This is a genomic window from Meiothermus sp., from assembly GCF_026004075.1.
Classification (GTDB): domain Bacteria; phylum Deinococcota; class Deinococci; order Deinococcales; family Thermaceae; genus Meiothermus.
In genome coordinates this window covers 1,591,499-1,613,350 of the sequence record NZ_BPIK01000001.1, presented here as the reverse complement: position 1 = coordinate 1,613,350, position 21,852 = coordinate 1,591,499, and the positions used below count along the sequence as shown (strand labels likewise).

At 60.4% G+C, this 21,852-nt stretch carries 17 protein-coding genes and 1 tRNA gene; 9 read left to right on the top strand and 9 right to left on the bottom strand.

Features of this window, described 5'->3' with window-relative positions:
* Positions 1 to 179 precede the first annotated feature (179 nt).
* Positions 180 to 2,735, bottom strand: a complete 2,556-nt coding sequence (locus Q0X18_RS07710) for a G8 domain-containing protein (RefSeq protein ID WP_297560614.1) — start codon at positions 2,733 to 2,735, stop codon at positions 180 to 182.
* Between the two features lie 210 nt (positions 2,736 to 2,945).
* On the opposite strand from Q0X18_RS07710, the gene Q0X18_RS07705 reads away from it, so the two are divergent.
* From Q0X18_RS07705 to Q0X18_RS07680, 6 genes are all read left to right on the top strand, one after another.
* A tRNA-Pro gene (locus Q0X18_RS07705) sits at positions 2,946 to 3,022 on the top strand.
* A gap of 148 nt (positions 3,023 to 3,170) precedes the next feature.
* On the top strand, positions 3,171 to 3,545 hold the full coding sequence (locus tag Q0X18_RS07700) for a hypothetical protein (protein ID WP_297560612.1): 375 nt from the start codon (positions 3,171 to 3,173) through the stop codon (positions 3,543 to 3,545).
* 36 nt (positions 3,546 to 3,581) lie between these two features.
* Positions 3,582 to 3,983 (top strand): hypothetical protein, encoded by a 402-nt coding sequence (locus Q0X18_RS07695; protein WP_297560609.1) that lies wholly within the window; start codon positions 3,582 to 3,584, stop codon positions 3,981 to 3,983.
* A gap of 6 nt (positions 3,984 to 3,989) precedes the next feature.
* Positions 3,990 to 4,523 carry an RsmD family RNA methyltransferase gene (locus Q0X18_RS07690; protein WP_297560606.1) on the top strand — a complete coding sequence of 178 codons (534 nt, stop codon included), beginning with the start codon at positions 3,990 to 3,992 and terminating at the stop codon, positions 4,521 to 4,523.
* Positions 4,524 to 4,581: 58 nt separating this feature from the next.
* Positions 4,582 to 5,079 carry a pantetheine-phosphate adenylyltransferase gene (gene coaD, locus Q0X18_RS07685; RefSeq protein ID WP_297560603.1) on the top strand — a complete coding sequence of 166 codons (498 nt, stop codon included), beginning with the start codon at positions 4,582 to 4,584 and terminating at the stop codon, positions 5,077 to 5,079.
* Positions 5,080 to 5,082: 3 nt separating this feature from the next.
* Entirely contained in the window at positions 5,083 to 6,672 is a 1,590-nt protein-coding gene (locus Q0X18_RS07680; protein ID WP_297560600.1) for an aldehyde dehydrogenase family protein, read from the top strand.
* 3 nt (positions 6,673 to 6,675) lie between these two features.
* On the opposite strand, the gene Q0X18_RS07675 is transcribed toward Q0X18_RS07680, so the two are convergent.
* The 7 genes from Q0X18_RS07675 to Q0X18_RS07645 all read right to left on the bottom strand — a co-directional run bounded on the left by Q0X18_RS07675 (position 6,676) and on the right by Q0X18_RS07645 (position 14,557).
* Entirely contained in the window at positions 6,676 to 7,881 is a 1,206-nt protein-coding gene (locus tag Q0X18_RS07675) for a VWA domain-containing protein (RefSeq protein ID WP_297560597.1), read from the bottom strand.
* 32 nt (positions 7,882 to 7,913) lie between these two features.
* Positions 7,914 to 8,810: a MoxR family ATPase gene (locus Q0X18_RS07670; RefSeq protein ID WP_297560594.1), complete on the bottom strand. Its 897-nt coding sequence runs from the start codon at positions 8,808 to 8,810 to the stop codon at positions 7,914 to 7,916.
* Positions 8,807 to 9,871 (bottom strand): XdhC family protein, encoded by a 1,065-nt coding sequence (locus Q0X18_RS07665; protein WP_297560592.1) that lies wholly within the window; start codon positions 9,869 to 9,871, stop codon positions 8,807 to 8,809. Before Q0X18_RS07665 ends, Q0X18_RS07670 begins: the two co-directional genes overlap by 4 nt.
* Positions 9,872 to 10,030: 159 nt before the next feature.
* Positions 10,031 to 10,480, bottom strand: coding sequence for a carbon monoxide dehydrogenase subunit G (locus Q0X18_RS07660; RefSeq protein WP_297560590.1), 450 nt, complete (start codon positions 10,478 to 10,480; stop codon positions 10,031 to 10,033).
* A 216-nt stretch (positions 10,481 to 10,696) separates the two neighbouring features.
* Positions 10,697 to 13,096: an aerobic carbon-monoxide dehydrogenase large subunit gene (locus Q0X18_RS07655; protein ID WP_297560588.1), complete on the bottom strand. Its 2,400-nt coding sequence runs from the start codon at positions 13,094 to 13,096 to the stop codon at positions 10,697 to 10,699.
* 64 nt (positions 13,097 to 13,160) lie between these two features.
* On the bottom strand, positions 13,161 to 13,649 hold the full coding sequence (locus tag Q0X18_RS07650; protein ID WP_297560586.1) for a (2Fe-2S)-binding protein: 489 nt from the start codon (positions 13,647 to 13,649) through the stop codon (positions 13,161 to 13,163).
* Positions 13,650 to 13,678: 29 nt separating this feature from the next.
* Positions 13,679 to 14,557: a xanthine dehydrogenase family protein subunit M gene (locus tag Q0X18_RS07645; RefSeq protein ID WP_297560584.1), complete on the bottom strand. Its 879-nt coding sequence runs from the start codon at positions 14,555 to 14,557 to the stop codon at positions 13,679 to 13,681.
* Positions 14,558 to 14,670: 113 nt separating this feature from the next.
* Between Q0X18_RS07645 and Q0X18_RS07640 the strand changes: the two genes are divergently transcribed.
* Together Q0X18_RS07640 and Q0X18_RS07635 are read left to right on the top strand one after the other, a co-directional pair.
* On the top strand, positions 14,671 to 15,561 hold the full coding sequence (locus Q0X18_RS07640) for a nucleotidyltransferase family protein (RefSeq protein WP_297560581.1): 891 nt from the start codon (positions 14,671 to 14,673) through the stop codon (positions 15,559 to 15,561).
* Between the two features lie 502 nt (positions 15,562 to 16,063).
* Positions 16,064 to 18,700: an HD domain-containing phosphohydrolase gene (locus Q0X18_RS07635; RefSeq protein WP_374707507.1), complete on the top strand. Its 2,637-nt coding sequence runs from the start codon at positions 16,064 to 16,066 to the stop codon at positions 18,698 to 18,700.
* 243 nt (positions 18,701 to 18,943) lie between these two features.
* Here Q0X18_RS07635 and Q0X18_RS07630 read toward each other — a convergent pair whose 3' ends face one another.
* A complete protein-coding gene (locus Q0X18_RS07630; RefSeq protein ID WP_297560578.1) occupies positions 18,944 to 20,536 on the bottom strand; it encodes a Na/Pi cotransporter family protein in 1,593 nt (530 codons plus the stop codon).
* Between the two features lie 278 nt (positions 20,537 to 20,814).
* Here Q0X18_RS07630 and Q0X18_RS07625 point away from each other — a divergent pair, with 278 nt between their 5' ends.
* Positions 20,815 to 21,804 (top strand): ABC transporter substrate-binding protein, encoded by a 990-nt coding sequence (locus Q0X18_RS07625; RefSeq protein ID WP_297560576.1) that lies wholly within the window; start codon positions 20,815 to 20,817, stop codon positions 21,802 to 21,804.
* Positions 21,805 to 21,852 lie beyond the last annotated feature (48 nt).

Below are 21,852 nucleotides of genomic sequence, written 5' to 3'. Positions count from 1 at the left end.
CTTTGCCTTTTTGCTAACCAAACAGCTACCTAGCGCTGCCGCACGCCATTATAAGTTCTTTTTTGAGGGCTTTGCGAACCCGGAAGCTCCTGCCAGGCTGCGCAATTCCAATGCTTATCGCCTGCAAGAGTCACGTGAATCCCAACCAGGACAAAATTGCCCTGCGAGCTTCAGACAGCTTATCTACATAAATCGCTGCGGCAGATATCCAGCACCGCCCAGTCACGCCCTGGTTGGTCTCGTACCACTAGTTTTACAAAAATCATTCCGCCTTCGCTCCAATAACGGTCTCCGGTGCTGCCGTCAAATTCGGCCCGGGATACTGCCCGAACCAGTTTATTGCGGTTGTCTATCCAGTAGTCGCGGTAGATGAAGGGCTCCCCGCTGTATGGGATAGCCACGTAGATAAATTCTCCTGACACACTGTCGTCAAAGCGAAGCTTGAGCTTATTGGGGATGACGCCATTCACGCCCAAGGTGTAGTTACGGCCCTTGATGACAGTAGCCCCAAAGTTACTGTTATCACCATCCCGTGGCGCGCCCCACATCTGAAATACCGGGTTGCTACCATCGTTGCGGGTCAGCGAGACCGGAGCGATGTTGCCGCCGCTTTCGTTATAAATGTACAGCCGCCCATAGCTGTAGTTGCACACACCAGCGTTCCAGTCAGCCCTAATTTGGCAGTTGGTATCGAGCAGAAAGGGGGTATTGAGCACAATGGCATGGCCCCGGCTACCCCCTACCGTACCATCGGCGTCCACGAAAACGCTGCCCCGGTAGCCATCGGCGTTGTCATCTTTGGCGATCTCTTCGGGGGTGGGTTCCGGGCGGGGGGGCAGGTATACGGGTTTGGCGTTGGTGAAACGCGCACCTTCAGCAAAGTTGCGGCTGTCAATGGCAAAAGCAGTGAAGCGTAGATAGCTCAGGGCCCCAGCTTCACGGATGGCGGTATGGCTGCCCTGGGCATTCTGGATTTGCAATGGTTGGAAGTTGATGAAATGTACATTGCGGAAGCCAACTTTACCGTCGTAGAACTCAAAACCGCGAATAGGAAAGTTGTCCGCGATAGGGCCCCCACTGGCCGCCCAGGGCCTGGGCAGGCTGCGCCCGTCGCTACCGCGAAATTCCCAGTTTTCGGCGAAGCCCTTGTTGGCGCTATCGCCCACTATCAGCGAGTCTTCCAGCGTGCTCTCGTGCGAGGCGAAGGTCACGCCAATGGCATTGTCGGCCAGCTTGGCCCCGGTGACTTTGTGATTGATGCCGCGCAGCCAGGCAGCGTTGCCTCGATTTTTATAGGCGGTAAAGTTTTTGAACTCAGCTACTACGGGCGGGTTCTCGGTATTGTTGTTACTTAAGTTGCTGGGGTTGGTACGGGGGTTATAAACGGCGGGCTCTGCTTTTAAGGTGTCTTTGTTGGGGCCGCGGTCGACCATCAGGCCATCCCAATTAGAGTGGGCCACATTCCCCGAGAACTCACCCAATGGGGTGCGGCGGGGCCAGATGGTGGTGGTGGCCGAGGGGCCGGTGGGGTTCTCGGGCAGGGCGTACCAGAAGCCGGTGTGGTCGGAACCGGCGGCCACGTTGTTCCGCACGATGTTGTCGGGGTGGGAGATCCAGAAGGTGGCCGGGGTTTTGTCGGTGGGAATCACGCCCTCTTCGCCCTTGGCTAGGTCGGGTTCGCGGGTCAGGATGCCCAGGTTGCCCTCGATGAGGTTTTTGGTTTCGGCGCCGTCCTCGAGGAAGTAGCAGTGGCCCAGGGTGTTGTAGGATACGTTACCCGACACTTCGACCTCGCTGGTACCGTGAACGGTCACGCAGCGGTTGAAGGATTCGTGGATGGCGGACTGTTTGATGTACTGCCCAGCGGCTCTGCCCATCAGGTGCCAGTGGATGGGGTAGCGGGCCAGCCGGTTGCGCTGTCCCATTCGGTATAGCTCCACGCCGGAGACCCGCATAGTGCTGCCCATCATGGCCATAATGTGGCCGCCAAAACCGGTGCTGCTCGACGAGTCGTCGCCCCGGATCAGGATGTTGCGGGAGAGCAGCCCCACCTCGCCCCGCTGGTCTACCTCAAAGGTGATCTCGCCAAAATGGGGGTACTTGAGGGGGGCGTCCAGGGTGAGGGTATTACCGCTAATGGCCTGGATGGTGCGCACCTCGGCCTGCCGCGGGTTATAGTCGGTCGAGGCTAGCACGATGCGGTCGCCCACGCGCCAGCCCCTGGCGTCCAGCACGCTGATCTGGGTGGCCCCGACGGGGGCGGTCTGGGCCAGCTTGGTCCAGCCGTTGCGGGGCTCGCCGTGCAAGTCCAGAATGCCCCCCATCACCCCCAGCACCTTGGTGCCCATACCCATCTGGTCTTCGTCGGGGTTGTTGCCGGTGAGGGTGATGATGGCCCGGTTGCGGAAAGGCTGGCTGGGGGTGCCGACCTCGAGCTTCCCGTGCACCATAATCCAGTCTGCGCTGAGTTCCAGGTCTCGGTTATCGAAGCGCAAAACGCCGTTGATGGTCAGGCCCTTGAGGGGGGGTGGGCTTACGTCGAGCACCACAGCCAGGTCAGCGGGAATCACCACCACCTCGCCGGCGCGGGGTAGCTGTCCGCTAGGCCAGGTTTTGGGGTCGGACCAGAGTCCAGTGCGGCTTGGGTTGGGGCCGTTGGGCGGCGAGACCCCTACGCCATCGGTGTTACAGGCCACTAAAAATGCTACCAAGAACAAACCCAGCCACTGCTTCATCCAAACTCCTATAGGTTAGTGTGGTGCAGAAAACCTACTGTCGCAAGCGTATTTACGCAACTAACTTTTAGGATACGTCCTGTGTAACTCTAAATTTGTAGGCCTTGCATTAAGGCTGACTTCATCCAAAATGCGGTGGCTTTTCAAGTTCAGCTTGCTGCGGCCTAGACAAAGCCTCGAGTCCGTTCTATACTCAATACTCGCTGGTGCCGAGGAGTAGCGCAGCCTGGTAGCGCACCTGCTTCGGGAGCAGGGGGTCGCTGGTTCGAATCCAGTCTCCTCGACCAACCTATCTTTCAAGCAACGCATCGGGTCGGGCTCTCACCCGACTCAAATAACGTTTGGCGAAACTCGTAAAGAGCTTAGACTGGGCTCTTGTAGGTGAAGTCTTCTATAGGCGGTGCCCTTTTGGTAGCGTCTTTTTACAGCAGAACCATGAAACGTTTTCTAGTCTTTGCAGGGGCCTTGATTGTGGCCGGTTTGGCCGTTGCCCAGACCAGTCCGTACCGCTTGCGGGTTCTTTCCTGGAGCTGCCAAAGTTTCTCTCGAGGTGCTCTAATTCAGGGTATGGTGCGCAACATCAGCGCCCGGCCTTTGCAGGACTTGCGGGTGAGCGCCCGGATTATTGGCCCAGGGCTGCGCATGGCCACCAACTCGGTGCCTTTACAGGATCGCAACCTGCTTCCGGGGGAGACGGCGCGCTTTGAGCTGCGGGTTCGTACCAACTTCGATACGGTGAGCCGCTGCGAGCTGTGGTTCCGCAACCCTCGAGTCATTCAGATCGCCACCCTGGTGCCCAATCCTCGTTGAGCTGCTGGAAAGCGGATATTTGGTAACATTGCGGCTATGAGATTAAGCCTTATCGCTTTGGGAATCTTCTTGTTTTTGGGCCTGGGCTATGCGCAGGGGACGGTGTATAAGCTGCGCGTAACCGAGTGGAGCTGTACGCCCAGCGCCGGGGTAATGATTGCGCGGGGAACCGTGGTCAACCAGTCGGGTCAGACGCTCAACAACGTGCGTGTCAACCTGCGGGTGGTGGACAAGGTGGTTACCACAGTCAGCGGGGTTCCGAACCGAAAGGTGTATGGCACCAATTCGGCCCCAATTGCCGTGCGAAGTCTGGCCAATGGGGCCAGCAGCCGCTTTGAGGTGCGGGTTCGACCCACCCAGAGCCAGGGCGTGCAGTGCCAGATCTGGTTCCGTAGCCCGGACATCGTGCAAATCCCCACCCGCGTACCGGGTCAGTAACTTGTCATGCTGCGAATTTTGGGTGGAACAGCCAAAGGGGTGGCCCTGAAGGTGCCGGACTCGGCGCGGCCCAGCCCGGTGCGGCTGCGCAAGGCGCTCTTCGATTTTTTGCGCTTTAGGTACCCCCGCCGGGGCCGCTTCCTGGATTTGTACGCGGGTAGTGGCGCGGTGGGCCTCGAGGCCGCCTCGGAGGGCTTTGAAACCACCCTGGTGGAAAAGGATCGGCAGGCCATTCAGTTCCTGAGGGAGAATGCTTTCAAGGCCCGCCTGAAGGTTCGGATCGAGGGGATGCCGGTGGAGCGCTACTTGCAAGAAGCCAGGCGGCAAGGGCTGCGCTTCACGGTGGCTTTTATGGCCCCGCCCTATCCCCACGACCTGCTGCAGGACTTTGCACGGCTGCTCGAGGCGCGGGTGGTCGAAGCGGGGGGGCTGTACATCCTGCAACACCCTACCGACCTGCACCTGCCGATGGGGGAGCGGCGGGTGTATGGCTACAACTGCCTCACCATCATCGAGGCCGACATGGTCGAACAGCCTTAGTGAGGGTTTGACCCGAGGCGCTTTGCTATGTGAAGATACGGGCCGAAAGCGAGGCGCTATGCACGTGGTTTACCCTGGCAGTTTCGACCCTTTGCACAACGGGCATTTTGACGTGATCCAGCGGGCCTCGAGGCACTTTGCAAAGGTCACGGTGGCGGTGCTCGAGAACTCCTCCAAGCGGGGTTTATGGCTGTTCACGCCCCTGGAGCGCGTGGAGATTATCCGACGGGCGGTGGCCTCGGCCCGGCTTGCCAACGTGGAAGTGGATACCTTCAGCGGCCTTCTGGCCGAGTACATGAAGCAGATTGGCTCGAGGGTCATCGTCAAAGGGTTGCGGGCGGTCTCCGACTACGAGAGCGAACTGCAGATGGCCCACCTGAACCGCCAGTACGGCAACCACCCCGAGACTTTTTTCATCATGGCGGCCACCCGCTGGTCGTTTGTCTCCTCCACCATGGTCAAGGAGATTGCCCGCTACGGGGGCGACGTCTCCAAGCTGGTGCCCCCGGCCACAGCGGAAGCCCTGCGGGAGAAACTCAGCTCTGTGGAGAAGTGAAGTATGCAGACACACCCAAGCAAATACGGTAAAGCCCTGGAAATAGGCCATCTGATTGGGGGAGAGGAGGTGTTTGAGGGGCGGATGCTCGAGCGCCACAACCCCGCCGACCGCGCCGACCTGGTAGCCCGTTTCCCCGAAGCCTCCAAAGAAACCCTGCGCAAAGCGGCCCAGGCGGCCCAGAAAGCCTTCCAGGACTGGTCGCGCACCCCAGCGCCGGTGCGTGGGGCGGTGCTGATGAACCTGGCCGAGGTGCTGACCCGCGAAAAAGCCACCCTGGTGCGGCTGATGGTGCGCGAGGTAGGCAAGACCTTCAAAGAAGCCGGCGGGGATGTGCAGGAGGCCATTGACACCGCTATCTTTTTCGCCTCGGAAGGCCGCCGGCTCTACGGCCAGACCGTGCCCAGCGAGATGAAGAACAAAGAACTCTTCACCTTCCGCCGGCCCGTCGGGGTGGTGGGGATGATTACGGCGGGCAACTTCCCCATCGCGGTGCCCTCCTGGAAGCTGATTCCGGCCGTTCTGACCGGCAACACCGTGGTCTGGAAGCCCTCCGACGACTCGCCCGCGCTGTCGTATGTGCTGGTGAAGCTATTTGAAGAGGCGGGCCTGCCCCCTGGGGTGATCAACGTGGTGTTTGGGGGGGGCAAGGACTCCACGGGCCAGTGGCTGGTGGAGCTGATGGACGAGGGGCTCCTGAACAAGTTTGCCTTTACCGGAAGCACCGCGGTGGGGCGCTGGATTGGCGAGGTGGCGGGCCGCAACCTGCTGCGCCCGACCCTCGAGCTCGGTGGCAAAAACCCATTGGTGGTGCTGCGCGACAGCGACCTCGAGCTGGCCGTGGAAGGGGCCTGGTGGAGCGCTTTCGCCACCGGCGGCCAGCGCTGCACCAGCGCCGGCAACATCATCGTGGAGGCCCCCATCTACGACGAGTTCAAAAAGCGCTTCCTGGAGAAAACCGAGTCTACGGTGGTGGGGAACCCGCTCGAGCACCCCGAGGTCACCTATGGGCCTTTTATCAACGCCCGCCTGTACGAGCGCTGGATCGAGCACTATAGCTGGGGCCAGGCCGACGGTGCTACGCTGCTTTTTGGCAAAGCCCGCATAACCGCCTCGAACCCCTACCCCCGCTTCAAGGGCGACCCCGAGGCCGGCCTGTTCGGCTGGCCTACGGTCTGGGAAGCCCGGCCGGGGATGCGGCAGTTTGAACAGGAAATCTTCGGCCCGACCATCAACCTGGTGCGGGTGGATGGGCTGGACGAGGCCATCCAGGCGGCCAACGCCCACCCCTACGGGCTCTCGAGTGCGGTCTACACCAACCGCCGCGACTGGGCCTACCGCTTCAAAACCGAGATTAAGGCCGGCATGACCAGCATCAACAACTCCACCGTAGGGGCCGAAGCCCACCTGCCGTTTGGGGGTATCCGGGGCAGCGGCAACGGTGCGCGTGAAAGCGGCGTCTGGGTCATCGAAGAATACACCTACTGGCAGGCGGTGAACGAGGAGTACTCCGGCAGGCTACAGCTCGCCCAGATGGACACCGACTACACCCAGCCCCGCACGCCGACCAACTGGGCCGAACTTTTGGGATAGCGGCTATTTTCGGAACCTGAGCCGCTGGGTAAGCCGGGCGAAGGCCTCGGGGTCTTCGGCGGTGCAGAACCGGTCGAGGTAGGGCAGGGCTGTGTTCATGCAGTTGGCTCGAGGGTCGTAGCCCTTCTGGTTGAGCAGGGGATTGAGCCAGATCAGGGCGGCGCAGCGCTGGCGTATTTTGCGCAGGGCCATTTCCAGGATTTCTGTTGCCCCGGTATCCAGCCCGTCGCTGGCTACAATCACAATGCTGTCGCCGCGAATCAGGCCGCCGTACTGCTGCTCGAGCCGCAACAGGTTTTCCCCAATGCTGGTGCCGCCGCCCCAGGCCCGGCCCAGCCGGTGGAGCCGGGGCCGCTCGGAAAGGCTTTTGGCTTTTTCGAGCTGCCGGGTTATGCGCTCCATCTGGGTAGAGAAAACAAAAACCTCCACCCGGTTGCAGCGCATCCGCAGGGCATAGGCAAACTGCAACAGCCGGTCGGCGTAGTCCTGCATCGAGCGGCTCCCGTCGAGCACGAATATAAAGCGGGGCTGGCGTTTGGGGTGGTGCTGCCAGGCGGGGTAGAGGGGGTCGCCGCCGGTGTGCAGGGATTTGCGCAGGGTGCGCCGCAGGTGAAAGCGCGGCCCTTTGCTGGCCAGTGTCCAGCGGCGGCTGCGCCCCAGGCGCACCTGGTTGACCATCTGGGTAGCTGCCTGCAACATGGCCTCGAGGTCTTGTTGGGGTATCTCCACTTCCGGGGCCTCGGCCCCTTCGATACGGCTGAACATGGCTTTGAGCAGGGGGGCGGCCCAGTCGGCCGGGGTATCTTCGTGGGGATGTGGCCGGCCCTTACCACTCAGGTCACCTGCGCCCTCCGGGTGTTCGGGAGAAGAAGACCGACGGGCCGGTATCTGCTCGTGGCCTTCCTCCGGGCCGCCGGGGGTGGCTTTGGGGGGGTGGTTGGGGGCTGCCGGACGCTGCCTCCCCGAGAGGAAAAACTGAAAGAACAGGTCGTCGAACACCCGCTCCTGCTCGAGGCTGCTGCACATGACCAGCTTGAGGGCCTGTCGAACCTCCTGCAGGTTGCCCAGGTGCACGGCCTCGAGCGCGAGCAAGCCATCCTGTACTTCCTGTGGCCCGACATTGAACTGCTGGGTGGTGCGGCGCAGGTGCTCGCCAAAGGCCACCAGGTTCTCGAGCAGGTTGCCATGAGGAAAAGCGTTGGGCGGCATGGGTAGCGTCTCCAACAGCCAGCTTGATCTGCTCAGACGACCAGCTCGGCGATGCGGGCTTTATGGGCTTCCACCAGGGCCAGGTCGTCTTTGTCCTTGATGATTACGCCCCAGGTCTGCTCGAGGATGCTCATATCGAGGGACTCCTTGTGCAGCGAGACCAGGGCCTCGGCCCAGTCCAGGCTCTCGGCCACGCCGGGGGCCTTGTTCAGGGGCAGCTCGCGCAGGTGGGCCACCACCGTTGCAATCTTTTGCGCCAGCCGCTCGTTGATGCCCGGTAGCCTGGCCCGGATGATCTCGACCTCTTTTTCAAAGCTGGGGTAGTTTTGCCACAGGTACAAACAGCGCCGCCGGAGGGCGTCCGACAGCTCGCGGCTGCGGTTGGAGGTCAGGATCACGTAGGGCCGGTGCCGGGCCTTGAGGGTGCCCAGCTCGGGGATGGTGACCTGAAACTCGGCTAAAAGCTCGAGCAAAAAAGCCTCGAACTCCTCGTCGGTGCGGTCTATCTCGTCAATCAGCAGCACCGGGGGTTTATCCTGCGAGATGGCCTCGAGCAGCGGGCGGCGCAGCAGGTAGGCCTCACTGAAAATCTCGGCCTCGCGCTGGGCCACGCTCTCGCCCGAATTCTCGGTCAGGCGGATGTGCAGCATCTGCTTGGGGTAGTTCCACTCGTACAGGGCCTGGGCAGTGTCGAGGCCTTCGTAGCACTGCAGCCGAATCAGCCGGGTATCCAGCACCTCGGCCAGGGTTTTGGCGAGCTGGGTTTTGCCCACCCCGGCGGGGCCCTCGACCAGCAGCGGCTTGCGCAGAGCCATCACCAGCCGCAGGGCGGTGGCCATGGGCAGGTCGGCGATGTAGTTGCGCTCGCGCAGGATGGCCTGGATGCCCTCGACGCTTTGTAGAAGGGAATTCTGCTCAGCCGGGTTCATGCCCTGCCCTTCAGGTACTTTTCGGGGTTCTTCAGGAACTTGGCGCGGCAATTGGGGCAGCTAAAGTAGTAGGTCTGGCCCTGGTACTCGGCGCTGACGGCTTTGGCGATTTCAACCATCTCGCCGCTGGTGGGGTCTATAGCCATACCGCTAGGGACGCTGGTGGGCGCTGAAACCACCGGGGTATCGGCTGCGATGGCTTGAACCTGATCGAGCGCCTGCAAGGGGTTTGGGGAGGCCTCTACGACTACTTCCCGGGCGTTCTTTTGGTGCTTGAGCGAGATGATCTCGGCCAGGATCGAGACGGCTACCTCGTCGCGCCCGCGCCCCCCCAGGTCGAGGCCGGCGGGGTATTTGAGCTGGGGGAAGGTGGTTCTGGGCACCCCCAGAATTTCCAGATTGTCCAGCACTGCAGCCCCGCGCTTTCGGCTCGCCACCAGCCCCAGGTAGGCCGGGCGGGGCATGTGCTGGGCGATGAGCACCAGGGCGTCTTCGTCGTAGTGGCCCTGCGAGGCGATTACGATATGGGTTTTGGCGGGGTTTTGCGCGTCGAGCCAGCCCCCCAGCTCGCGCCAGTCCAGCACCTGAATCTCGGACTCGAGGCTCACCCCGGCCAGCTCGGGCTTATCGCAGGCCAGCGTGACGGTGTAGTTCATGCGGGCAGCTATCTGTGCGGTGGTGAGGGCGATTTGCGAACCCCCCACCACCAGCAAGCAGGATTTGCCAATCAGGGGCTCGATGTAGACGTCCACCGCGCCCTCGCTGGCGCAGGTCATGGGAATGACCACCTCGTCGGCGTGCTCGAGCACCACCTTAGCCGCCGCCTCCGGGGTAATCCTGACCAGCCGGGGCTTGCCCAGGCGCAGGGCCTCGAGGGCCTGTTTGCGCACAATTTCCCGTGAACAAGCACCCCCCACATACCCTTCAAAGCACCCATCTTCAAAGATGATGGCTTTGTCGCCCAAATGCGAGGAGACCGGGGCCTGCCGCGAGACCACCGTAGCCAGCGCAAACGACTGGCCGGTTTGCCTGAGTTCAGCGATTCTGCTGTAGATGTCCATTTGTATTCAAGCGTAAAGCCAGATTAAACTGGAAAATCAACCGCTAATCACAAAACGGGCATTAAACCATCGGGCGTCCAAGCCAGCACTCGAGGGAGGCCTGCGCACTTCCGAGGTTAGCAGTCGCTATATTCACCGACGCTTAGCCCCTAGGATCAACTATACTTCGCTCATTTTTTGGCCCATGTTGGCAAACACCGTCTCGATGAGCCGCTTGGCCTGGGCATCCAGCACCCGCCCCCCCACTGTAGCGGCGGGGCCGCTCACCGTGGCCTGGCCCTGCCAGTCGAGCAGGGTGGTCTGGTTGTCCTGGCCTTTGATGTCGGCGCTGGCGGTAAGATCCACGGCACTACCCAGTCCACCGCCGCGGATACGCACCATCACCTTGTTTTCGTCTGGACGAGGGTCAAGCTCAATGTTGAACTTGAATGTACCCCGCACAGGCCCCACCGCCACCCCTACGGTGGCAACCATGTGCTTATCGTCCTTGATCTCCACACTCTTGAGGTCGGGCAGGCAGGAGGCTACTTTTTGGGGATCCTGGATAAAGCTCCAAACTTTTTCGGGGTTGGCTTGAACGTTTTCTTGACCTTTGTACTCGAGTTTCATATCTCACACCTCACAAATGGCCTGAATTGGCCCAAAAGCCAGTCTTCCAACACATTGGCGCACAACATGCCAGGCCCGGTGGGCGCGCAGCGATGGGGTGGGCAGCTTACTACAGAACGGAGACTGTCCACCCCATTCTTGCTGCAACGAACGACGATTAACAGAAGCCCAATGCAGTTCGCGACAGGTCGCAGGCGCTTGGGATATCAGTTCTGGCTAGAAAGCGTCCACTCCGGCCTGCCGCAAAATCTTCCAGACCTTTTCGCGGGTGATGGGCATGTCGATGTGGCGCACACCCAGGTGAGCCAGGGCGTCCACCACGGCGTTCACAAAGGCGGCCGGGCTGCCCACCGTGGGCGACTCGCCCACCCCTTTGGCCCCAATGGGGTGGTGGGGGCTGGGGGTAACGGTGTGGCCGGTCTCCCATTTGGGGGTCTCGAGGGCGGTGGGCAGCAGGTAATCGGTGAAGTTGGAGGCCAGGTGGTTGCCCTGTTCATCGAAGGCGATCTCCTGCATGAAGGCCATGGCGAAGCCTTCGGTCAGGCCGCCGTGCACCTGTCCTTCCACAATCATGGGGTTGATGATGGTGCCGCAGTCGTCAATGGCCACGAAGCGGCGCACCTTGACCTCGCCGGTGCCTTTGTCAATGTCCACCACGCAGACGTAGGCCCCGTGGGGGAAGGTCAGGTTGGGGGGGTCGTAGTAGTAGGTGGTTTCCAGTCCAGGCTCCAGGCCAGGGGGCAGGTTGGTGTAGGCGGCAAAAGCCACCTCGTTCATGGTCACGCTCTTGCCGGGTACGCCCTTGACCTGGAACTTCTTATCCACCCACTCCACGTCGTTTTCACCCACTTCGAGGAGGTGGGCGGCGATCTTTTTGGCCTTCTCGCGGATGCGGCGGGCGGCCAGGGCCATGGCCCCGCCAGCGGTGGGGGTGCTGCGGCTGGCGTAGGTGCCCAGGCCATAGGGGGCGGTGTCGGTATCGCCTTCCTCCACAATAATTTTGTCCACGTCCAGGCCCAGCTCTTCCGAGACGATCTGGGCCCAGGTGGTCTCGTGGCCCTGGCCCTGGTGGCGCGTGCCGGCCCGCACGATGGCGGAGCCCGTGGGGTGTACCCGAATCTCGGCCCCGTCGAACATCTTGATGCCCAGGATGTCGAAGTCCTTACTGGGCCCGGCCCCCACAATCTCGGTAAAGGTGGAGATGCCAATGCCCATCAGCTCGCCCCGGGCCCGTTTCTCGGCCTGCTCTTTGCGCAACTCGGCGTAGCCGATTTTCTCGAGCGCCACTTTCAGGGTTTTCTCGTAGTCGCCGGAGTCGTAGGTCCAGCCCAGGGCCGAGGGGTAGGGGAACTGGTGGGGCTGGATGAAGTTCTTGAGGCGCAGCTCGGCAGGGTCCATCTTGAGCTCGTGGGCCAGCACGTCCATGCTGCGCTCGATCAGGTAGCTGGCCTCGGTCACGCGGAAGGAGCAGCGGTAGGCCACCCCGCCGGGGGCCTTGTTGGTGTAGACCGCCTCCACCTGGGCGTAGGCCTTCTGGAAGTCGTAGGATCCGGTGCAGATGCTGAACAGGCCCGCCGGGTACTTGCTGGGGTCGGCGGCGGCGTCAAAGGCCCCGTGGTCGGCCAGGGTATAGACCTTCATGGCCGTGACCTTGCCGTCTTTGGTGGCCCCAATCTCGATGTCCATGTGGAAATCGCGGGCGAAGCCGGTAGTGGTGAGGTTCTCGGTACGGGTCTCGACCCACTTGACCGGGGCGCCCAGCACGATGCTACCCACGATGGCGCACACGTAGCCGGGGTAGACCGGCACCTTGTTGCCAAAGCCCCCGCCGATGTCGGGCGAGATGACCCGGATGTTGTTCTCGGGAATTTTAGTTACCAGCGATAGCACCGTGCGGATGGCGTGGGGCGCCTGGGTGGTCATGTAGACCGTAAGGCGTCCGGTGGCTGTGTTCATGTCGCCAATACAGCCACAGGGCTCCAGGGGGGCCGGGTGGCTGCGGGGGTAGATCATGTGCTGCTTGATGCGCACCTCAGACTGGGCCAGGGCCTTTTCGGTTTCGTCCTTGGAGCCCACGTCCCAGGTCCAGATGTGGTTTTCGTGACGTCGAGGCCCGTGAGCGCCGGTCATATTGCCCTTAATGTCTTCACGCAAGACCGGCGCATCGGGGGCGGTGGCTTTGTAGGGATCCACCACTACCGGTAGGGGTTCGTACTCGACCTGGACTGCAGCAGCCCCGTCAGCGGCGGCCTGACGGGTCTCGGCGTAGACGGCGGCTACCTCCTGGTGCTGGTACAGCACTTTACCGTCGGCCAGCACCATCTGCTTATCTCCGGCCAGGGTCGGAATCCAGGAAAGCCCTGCGGCGGCTAAGTCTTTGGCGGTGATGACGGCCTTGACACCGGGAATTTTCAGGGCCTCGCTGGTATCGATGTTCAGAATTTTAGCGTGGGCGTAGGGGCTATGCACCAGGGCCATGTAGAGCATGCCTGGAAGGTTGATATCGTCGAGGTAGTTGCCCTTGCCCACGATAAAGCGAGCGTCTTCCTTGCGCTTGATGGCCTTGCCGAGTCCTTGGATGCCCTTGGGCTCGAGGTTGGGGGTCTGGACTGCCATGGGTGCTCCTTTTTGCTTGGGTAAATCGCTGGAAGCAACAAGCCAGTAGCCTGGGGTTGGATCACTAGTCGTCGGCGGCTGCGCCTGCGGGTTGCTGCAACATCTGAGCGGCCTGCTGAACGGCTTTTACGATGTTCTGGTAGCCGGTGCAGCGGCAGAGGTTGCCCGAGAGACCAAAGCGAATCTCTTCCTCGGTGGGGTTGGGGTTGTGCTGCAAGAGTACGTGCGCGGCCATAATCATGCCGGGCGTACAGTAGCCGCACTGCAGGCCGTGCTGGTCGTGGAAGGCCTGCTGCAATGGGTGCAGCTTGCCACCCTGGGCCATGCCCTCGATGGTGGTAATTTCGTGACCCTCGGCCTGGACTGCAAACATGGTGCAGCTTTTAACCGCGGTTTTACCATCGAGCACCACCGTGCAAACCCCACACGAAGAGCTGTCACAGCCGATATGGGTTCCGGTAAGACCGGCATCGCGGATGGCATGCACCAGCAGGGTGCGGGGCTCCACATTAAGTTTTTTCTCTGAGCCGTTGATTTTTAGCGTGATTTCCATGCTGAGCTCCTACCTGTAAGAGAGCGGCTTTAGGCCACCACCACGTTCAGGCGCTTCAGGGCTTTAATCAGGCCCCGCCCTACCAGTACCCGGGCCATGTCCTTTTTGTACTCGGCGGAGCCGCGCGCATCTGGATTGGGGTCGGCAATTTTGCGGGCCTCTTCGGCGGCGGCCCGGATTAGCTCGAGCGTAGGTTTCTGACCCCGCAAGATTTTCTCGGCCTCTTCAACCCGCAGGGCCATGTGGGCTACGGCGGTGATGCCGATGCCGGCTTCCTTGATGGTACCGTCGGGGTTGAGCTCAATCTGTACAGCGGCGGCGGCGGTAGCGTAGTCGCCCACCTTCCGCTCGATTTTTTCGTAGGCGCCAGAGGTGAGCGCGCCGGGGACTGGGAGCCGCACCTCCACAGCCATCTCGCCCTCGCCAATTGAGGTCGCGAAGCTATCCACCAAAAACTGGTCAATGGCCTCCACTCGAGCCCCGCCCTGGTTCTGAATGACCATCTGCGCCCGCGCCGCAATGGCCGCTGCCGCCCAGTCGCCGGAGGGGTCGTTGTGGCAGAGGGAACCCACCACCGTACCCCGGTAGCGCACGATGGGGTCGGCTACTACCATCGAAACGTCGCTAATTAGGTGGTATCTGGTTTGTATATCCCGGCTGAACTCTACATCGGTGTCGCGCACCAGCGCTCCGATGCGGAGCATCCCGTTTTCTTCTTTCATATAGCCCAGGTTGGGTAGCTTGTTGATATCTACCAGCACTGCAGGCTGGGCCAGGCGATAGCGCATGGCCGGAATCAAGCTCTGCCCTCCGGCCAGCACACGGGCATCAGAGCCGTACTGGGCCAGATGGCTCAGGGCCTCCTCGAGGGACATCGGACGTTTATACTCAAAGGCCGCGGGTATCATGCAGTCCTGCCTCCTTTTTGCTTTTGCAAGCCAGAATAATCTATGGCCTAAACCTATCTGGCAAGAATGTTTAAGCTTACAGTTTGAATCATATTTCTGTAAGCTGCTGGGCTATGGTGGATGCCATTGTGCTATCGGCAGGGCGGGCCTCGAGGTTCGGAGTGCCAAAGTTTTTGCTGCCAGCAGGCGAGGGTCATGTGCTGCTGACTCGGGTGCTCGAGCGGGCCGCTTTTGCGTTAGATGGGCGCATAGTTGTGGTTTTGGGGCGTGCAGCAAAGGTGGCCCGCTACGTGGTGGAGCGCTGGGTAGAGACCACCCCAGGTGTGGACTCGAGGGTGAAAACTGTGCTTAACCACAACTATCGGTATGGACAGAGCACCTCGCTAAAGGCCGGTATTCGCATGCTTTCGGGCGCTTCGGGTGCACTGGTACTTCTGGCCGATATGCCAGCAATTGAGCCGACTAGACTCGAACAAATGCGAGAAGCTATAGAGACCAAAACCCCTCAGATACTCGCGGTAGCGGCCAGTGTAGAGGGCCAGATACGCCCCCCTGTATATTTATCCGCGAGGCTTTTCCCGGAAGTGCTTCGGCTCAAGGGTGACCAGGGGGCAAGGGCCATCTTGAGTACCCGCCAAAAGCAGATCGAACTGCTCGAGTGGGGCGATGGGCTTTGGTGCTCCGATATTGACGACTGGCCGACCTACCGTTATCTCGCCTATCGGATGGGGTGGGCAAAGGAGCCTTTTGCTCCCATTCCCCATGCCTGTGTCTCCGCGGCTCAGGTCAAAGCGAAGGTAGATGCAACCCTGGCATCGAGTGCGGTGCCCTGGCTGGCCCCCGGCTTACTGGTGCTGTCCGGGAAAGGTGAAACCCACTGGCTAGACCTGATCGCACCCTACCGGGGTGTGAGGGGTATTGTGGTGGGACGCTCGAGAACCCCCGCCCAATACCTGCAACTGCTACGGAGAGCCACCTTGTCAGCTTTGTCTGCTGGCGTATAGCCTCAATCCTGCCCCGGAGGAAGCGTTTGTACTGTGCTGGCTCCGATAAAACCGTGAATAACCAACCACAAACAGCTCTGATAGCATTCCGGCTATCGTTCACTTTTCCTAAACGATACTGCCGGAATGCACTCCTGCTCCCTTCGGTCGGCTCGAGCCCTTCACCTTTGGGTGTAATCAAAAAATGAGGGGTTCGAGCGGAACCGGTATAACAGAGCACTTACTGGGGGCGATCGGCCTGTGCCTGCTGCCCGGTAGCTATTTGTCACAACCGTGATACCCCTTAGGCCCTATTCTTAGACAGGGGTGGCATTATGGGAGCTACACAAATCGATTCTTCGGTAAGCGGGTTGGGATATATTACTTGCTTGCTTTCTACCGGTTGGCAATGATACAGCCTACCGAAACCATCTGTTTAGTCACCCTGGAAGTGCTTGTTTGAAGCGTACCGATTTGAATATGGCAATAATGCGGGTAGCTGATTTGAAGAGAGGCCTTGCGAGTGCAACGCGATACTGATAAGGCAACTGGACACTCGACGCCTGCACCGGCAACCGTCGAGTCGCTACTGTCGGATGCCCAAGGACATCTGAGCCGTAATCCCAGGCAGGCTGTTCGCTTGGCTGAGCAAGCCAAAGCCCTGGCCCACCTGAACGGCCAAACGATGCATGAGGCGCGGGCTGCCTTGATCTTAGCCAGGGCCTACTTACGGCTGGGTCAGTTAGTCGAGTCGCTTCGGGTGGCACAAACCGGCCTCGGGCTGGCCCAGGATCCCGAACAGCAATTAGAGAGCTTACGACTTCTGGCCAACATCTTGCGCGAACGGGGTGAGCTGGGGCAGGCCAGTATGTACCTGGAGGAGGCCATTCGACTGGCCCAGGAGGCCCGTCTGCCTGCTGCCGAAGCAGACTGCCTTAATCTCCAAGCGGGTATCCACCACGCCAGGGCCGAGTATGCCCAAGCCCTGGACAAACTCACCCGAGCTTTGGGCATCGTGCGTACTTTGGACAACCCGGCGGCCCAGGCCAGCTACCTCAATAACATCGGAATCCTTCGCACCGAGCTGGGGCAGTACCCCCAGGCCCTCGAGGCCTTCTTAGAAGCCTACCAGCTTTACCAGCAAGAAGGGCACAGTGCTCGGAACCGTGCCGGTAACCTGGCCTCTATCGGCAATCTCTACATGGAAATGGGCGACTTCGATCAGGCCCACCGATACTACGAGCTGGCCCTGGATGAGACCCGCCAGTCCGATGATCGGGTTATTGAGCTCCAGGTCATTCAACTTATGGCCGAGCTGGCATACAAACGCCAGGATTTCTCACAGGCCCAGGAACTCTACCAAACCATCCTTCGGGCTAGCAAGGAACAGGGTTTGGAACGCGTACAGGCCGCGGCCCTCGAGGGCTTGGCAAAAGCCCAGATGGCCCTGGGCCAGCCTAAAGTGGCCGTCCAAACCCTATCAGAAGTACTGCAAATGGCGCGCTCGAGCGGCTGGGGCACTACTGTCCTGGACGTTCTCCTGAGTCTGGGGGAGGCCTGGTTGGCCCAGGGCGAACTCGAGCAAGCCCTGGCCTGTGGCCTGGAGGTTCTCGAGCTTGCAGGCCAAGCCAACCGCAAGCGCAGTGCCTACCTGGCCCACCGACTGCTGTCCCAGGTACACCGCACAGGTGGTGCATACCAGAAGGCCTTTGAGCACCTGGAAGAGTACCATCGCCTCGAGCGGGAGGTGTTCAACGAAGAGAGCGAGCATAAGCGACAGACTCTTATCAACCACCTCGAGCTCGAGCATGTACGAACCGAAGCCGAGCAGCTTCGCCTCAGAACCCAACTGGAACGCCAGGCCCGCGAAGAAGCCCAGGCCAGGGTTTTTCAGCGTACCCAGGAGCTCGAATTTGCCCAGCTCGAAATCGTTTCCCGGCTAGCTTTAGCGGCGGAATTTCGTGACGATGCGACTGGCGAACACACTTACCGGGTAGGGCGCAATGCGGCCATGATTGCCAAGCAGCTGGGCTGGCCCTCCGGCGAAGTAGAGATTCTGCGGCTGGCCGCACGCCTTCACGATGTGGGTAAGATTGGCATTCCCGATGCCATTTTGCTCAAACGCGACCGACTGACTGCAGATGAATATGAAATTGTAAAAGAGCACACCACCATCGGGGCGCGCATTTTGTCCGGGGGGCGTTCCAGACTTCTGCGCCTAGCCGAAGAAATTGCCCTTACCCACCACGAGCACTTTGACGGCAGCGGCTACCCTAATGGCCTGGTGGGCCAGAACATACCCATCTCTGGCCGCATTGTCGCGGTGGCCGATGTGCTCGACGCTCTCACCCACGAGCGGCCCTACAAGCGCGCCTGGTCGGTAGGGGAGGCCCTGGCCGAGATTCGGCGTCAAAGCGGAAGGCAATTCGACCCGGCGGTGGTGGAAGCCTGTCTGGCCGTTTTTGCCGATGCCTCTGTGGGTGTAGAAGAGTATATGCAGCGCCTGGACTCCGACCTCTCGCTCTCGGTGCAACTCGAGAAGGCCCAGCTCGGCTGGGCCGACAAAGAGGTTGAGCAGCTTAGGCAGAACTTTGAGCAACTTTTGGCCGAGCGTACCCGTGAACTCGAGCAGGCCCGCCGGGAAGCCCAGATGCTGGCACGCCGCATGGAATTAATGGCTCATACCGACGTGCTGACCGGTTTGGGCAATCGTCGGGCTTTTGAGTCCGACCTCGAGAGCGAGGTTACCCGCGCCTACCGGGTGGGCTATCCCCTGAGCGTGCTGGCTCTGGACGTGGATACCCTCAAGCAACTCAACGATACCGAAGGTCACGAGCGTGGAGATGCACTGCTGCGTACCTTCGCTCAGGCAGTTCAAGAGAGTTTTTTGGACGTGGGAAGGGTATACCGCATAGGTGGTGACGAGTTTGCTGCAATTCTGCCCTATCTGGAGACCCATCACCACGGCGAGATTTTGCACCGCATAGATGCAGCAGTGCGTCATACACAACAACAGGGGTTCCCCAATGCCAGTGTTAGCCGGGGTATAGCTACGCTGCCCGAGGAGGCCAGCTCCGACGGCGATTTGGTGCGACTTTCCGACCAGCGTATGTATCAAGACAAGCTCATGCGCCGCAAGGCTCGAGGGGTTGACGCTTGAAGACCTCGAGCGAAGGTATGCGCGAGGCGGATTACCGCAGTTCCCTCGAATTGATACCGTTTCCGCTTGAATCCTTTACCGCCCTGCGCAGTCAGAGGTGAAGGATTCAAGCCGACCGAAGGGAGTAGAAAAGCATTTCAGTAGAATCGTTTAGGCTTGTCAAAGTAAACGATACTACCGAAATGCGTATGTAAAGATTGGGAAAGGCCGCCTCAAATGCCCTTCTCACACGCAGAGGTGGTATCAGATACCGGCCAGGGGTCGGTGAAGCTCGAGCGAAAGTGAAGCCAGACGGGTAATGCTCCGATCAAGCTCGTCCAGCACAATAAGCAGATCCAGATGAGCCAGGGTGGTAGCGCGGCTTTCGATACGCCCTTTTTCTAGGCGGCGTAGATGGGAGCGACGCAGCTCGTGCAGATAGCTTTCCAGGTTGGCGTGCTCGTCAATAACCTGCTCGGCCAGGGCCTCATTGCGAGTAGATAGAGCGGCCAATGAGAGTTTCAGCCGCTTGAGCACTTTCTCGGCAGCCTCGGCCAGTTCGCCACGGCCTTCCTCGGAGAAGTCTAGGTTCTGGGCGTACAGCTTGTCCTGCTTGCGCAGCATACGCCGCACCTGATCGCCCATATGCTCAATCTCGCTGGCCGCCATCATTAGCACCAGCGGCGAGTTGCCCGGATGACGGGCCGATAAGTCGCTCAGATAGAGCACAATGGCACGGGCCAGCTGGTCTACCTTCTCCTCCCGCCGGGCCACCTCGGCGGTATCACCGTTGCCGTGGGCCAGAATCTTCACGGTCTCGGTGAGCATTTCCGAGAGCTGGTCGCCGATGCGCCCAACCTCGCGCAAGGCCAGACTGGAAGCCAATTCATGTGACTCGAGGGCCTCCTCAGAGATGTATCGGGGGCTGATGCGGTGCTCCGAATCGGGCATCAGTCGATGCATGACGCTTTCGAGGGGCCGTACCACGGGCAAAACCAGCAGCGAGGCCAGCACGTGATATAGCAGGTGCCCCTGGGCTACTGCAGCCGAAGAACCCAGGCCAAGCTGCTGTGCCAGCTCGCCACTGAAGCGGGCGAAAGCCGGTAAAAACAGCACAAAGGGAATGGAAAGCAGTATTTTCCAGCCCAGGTGAGCCGCCGCAATCCGACGGGCCGCCGGGGTGCTATCCCAGGTGCTGAGCAGCAGAATCATCCCCGATCCAGCCCCCCCACCCAGGGTGAGCAGAAGCGCAGACGACAGACTGAAGGCGCTCGAGGCCGCCAGCGCCAGGGCCAGCGCAGCCACTGCATTGGCCGAGCCCAGCAACGAGGCCAGGGCAAAACCCAGCAACCACAGGCCCAGTGGAGAAGATTCCAGGCTCTGGCGTATCAGGATAAAAAGCTCCGAGCTGGTCATGGGCAGTAGCCCCTGTACCATCAGTGAAATTCCCAACAGCAGCATTCCCAGCCCCAGGATTCCTTCACCCCAGACCTGGATCCGCTTGAACAACGATAGTACGAACCCAACCCCTACAATCGGCAGGGCCATCGCGCTGATGGGGGTGGCTGCCAGTTGCAGCGCCACCGTGGCGCCCCCTTTGGCGGCCAGGCCCAGCACCAGCGCCGACCCGAAGCTGGCAATGCCCGATTCGGCCAGCCTGATCGCTGTGAGGCCCAGTGCAGTACTATTAAGGGTCAAAGCACCTACCAGGACTCCAGCCAGCCAGGCCCGCCTCGAGCGAGCCGTAGCCCAGGTCAAAACCCGGCGTGCGGGCCCACCTACTGCAACTGCCAGGGCCTGGGACAGGAAGGATAGCCCCTTTACCAGCAACGCCAGACCGCCCAAGGCTTCTAACACTTGACTTTCCCCTGACCGCTCAATCTGCTGCAAGTATAGGCGCAATAACTGCTAGAGTCCAGCAAATTCGAACCTAGAAAAGCCGTAAATTCATATAGCGCAAAGCTCGAGGCCTTCTTTCGAGCCTATAGCCCTGCTCTACTTTGCAGGTGTTCAATAAATTATTTTCTGTCGTGTAGGGCAGTTGAATCTTGACATTTTTCCGACAAGCCGTATGATTCAACCGAGGAGGCAAAAATATGTCTTTTTTGAAGCGGAATCTCCGTTGGTGGGCTCTTGTGTTCGCACTGCTAGCAACAAGCATGGGCTTTGCCCAGCAGCGGGTTGTCAATGTGATCTGTAGCGTCACGCAAAACTGGTGTGAGGCCTTGGGGCCGGCCTTCAAACAGGCGACGGGCATTGAGGTGCGCATCGTGAGCGTCTCGACCAACGAGGCCCTGGCCCGCTTACGGGCCGAGCGCAACAACCCCACCTTTGATGTGTGGTTTGGGGGCACAGGCGATCCACACTACGAAGCCTTCAAAGATGCCATCACCGAATGGTATCGGGTCAAGTCCTACAACGATTTGTCTCCTACCATGAAGCAGGCCATCGGTACGACCTACACCCCGCTTTACCAGGGGATTCTGGGCTTTGGCATTAACCCCAAGGTGCTCCAGGATCGCGGCGCACCCATTCCTCGCTGCTGGAAGGATCTCGCCAACCCAGCTTACCGGGGTCTGATTCAGGTCTCTAACCCCAACACCTCCGGAACCGCCTACACCCAGATTGCCACCTTGGTGCAGTTGTTCGGCGAGGATGAAGCGTTCGATCTGATGAAGAGCTATCACCGCAACGTGGCCGAATACACCCGCTCGGGCGTGGCCCCGCGCATTGCGCTGGGGCGCGGTGAGATTGGCATTGGGATTCAGTTCATGCACGACCTGGTGGAGTTCAAGAAGCAAGGCTTCCCCATCGAGATTGTGGCTCCCTGTGAGGGTACAGGCTACGAAATCGGCGGCCTGAGCCTGGTGCGCGGGGCTAAGAACAAAGCCAACGGCCAGGCCTTCATGGACTGGGCTACTTCTCCCGAGGGCCAGCAGGTGGGCTTCCGGGCAGGCATTTTCTCGTTGCCTTCCAACACCAAAACCCCTCTAATCGAAGGCATTCCCAACCCCAAAGACTTCAAGCTCATCAACTACGACGCCAAGAAGTACGGCGACCCCGATCTGCGCCAGCGGCTGATTGCCCGCTGGACAAGAGAGGTATTCCCGTTGCCGCGCCGCTAAACCCATGCTGGAAGTGATGATTGGTTGATTTGCTGAATGACTCCGCCT

Bases quoted from the DNA above. Each gene is read 5' to 3' on its own strand.
- Q0X18_RS07710 (WP_297560614.1), bottom strand. From the start codon at position 2,735: ATGAAGCAGTGGCTGGGTTTGTTCTTGGTAGCATTTTTAGTGGCCTGT.
- Q0X18_RS07700 (WP_297560612.1), top strand. From the start codon at position 3,171: ATGAAACGTTTTCTAGTCTTTGCAGGGGCCTTGATTGTGGCCGGTTTG.
- Q0X18_RS07695 (WP_297560609.1), top strand. From the start codon at position 3,582: ATGAGATTAAGCCTTATCGCTTTGGGAATCTTCTTGTTTTTGGGCCTG.
- Q0X18_RS07690 (WP_297560606.1), top strand. From the start codon at position 3,990: ATGCTGCGAATTTTGGGTGGAACAGCCAAAGGGGTGGCCCTGAAGGTG.
- coaD (WP_297560603.1), top strand. From the start codon at position 4,582: ATGCACGTGGTTTACCCTGGCAGTTTCGACCCTTTGCACAACGGGCAT.
- Q0X18_RS07680 (WP_297560600.1), top strand. From the start codon at position 5,083: ATGCAGACACACCCAAGCAAATACGGTAAAGCCCTGGAAATAGGCCAT.
- Q0X18_RS07675 (WP_297560597.1), bottom strand. From the start codon at position 7,881: ATGCCGCCCAACGCTTTTCCTCATGGCAACCTGCTCGAGAACCTGGTG.
- Q0X18_RS07670 (WP_297560594.1), bottom strand. From the start codon at position 8,810: ATGAACCCGGCTGAGCAGAATTCCCTTCTACAAAGCGTCGAGGGCATC.
- Q0X18_RS07665 (WP_297560592.1), bottom strand. From the start codon at position 9,871: ATGGACATCTACAGCAGAATCGCTGAACTCAGGCAAACCGGCCAGTCG.
- Q0X18_RS07660 (WP_297560590.1), bottom strand. From the start codon at position 10,480: ATGAAACTCGAGTACAAAGGTCAAGAAAACGTTCAAGCCAACCCCGAA.
- Q0X18_RS07655 (WP_297560588.1), bottom strand. From the start codon at position 13,096: ATGGCAGTCCAGACCCCCAACCTCGAGCCCAAGGGCATCCAAGGACTC.
- Q0X18_RS07650 (WP_297560586.1), bottom strand. From the start codon at position 13,649: ATGGAAATCACGCTAAAAATCAACGGCTCAGAGAAAAAACTTAATGTG.
- Q0X18_RS07645 (WP_297560584.1), bottom strand. From the start codon at position 14,557: ATGATACCCGCGGCCTTTGAGTATAAACGTCCGATGTCCCTCGAGGAG.
- Q0X18_RS07640 (WP_297560581.1), top strand. From the start codon at position 14,671: ATGGTGGATGCCATTGTGCTATCGGCAGGGCGGGCCTCGAGGTTCGGA.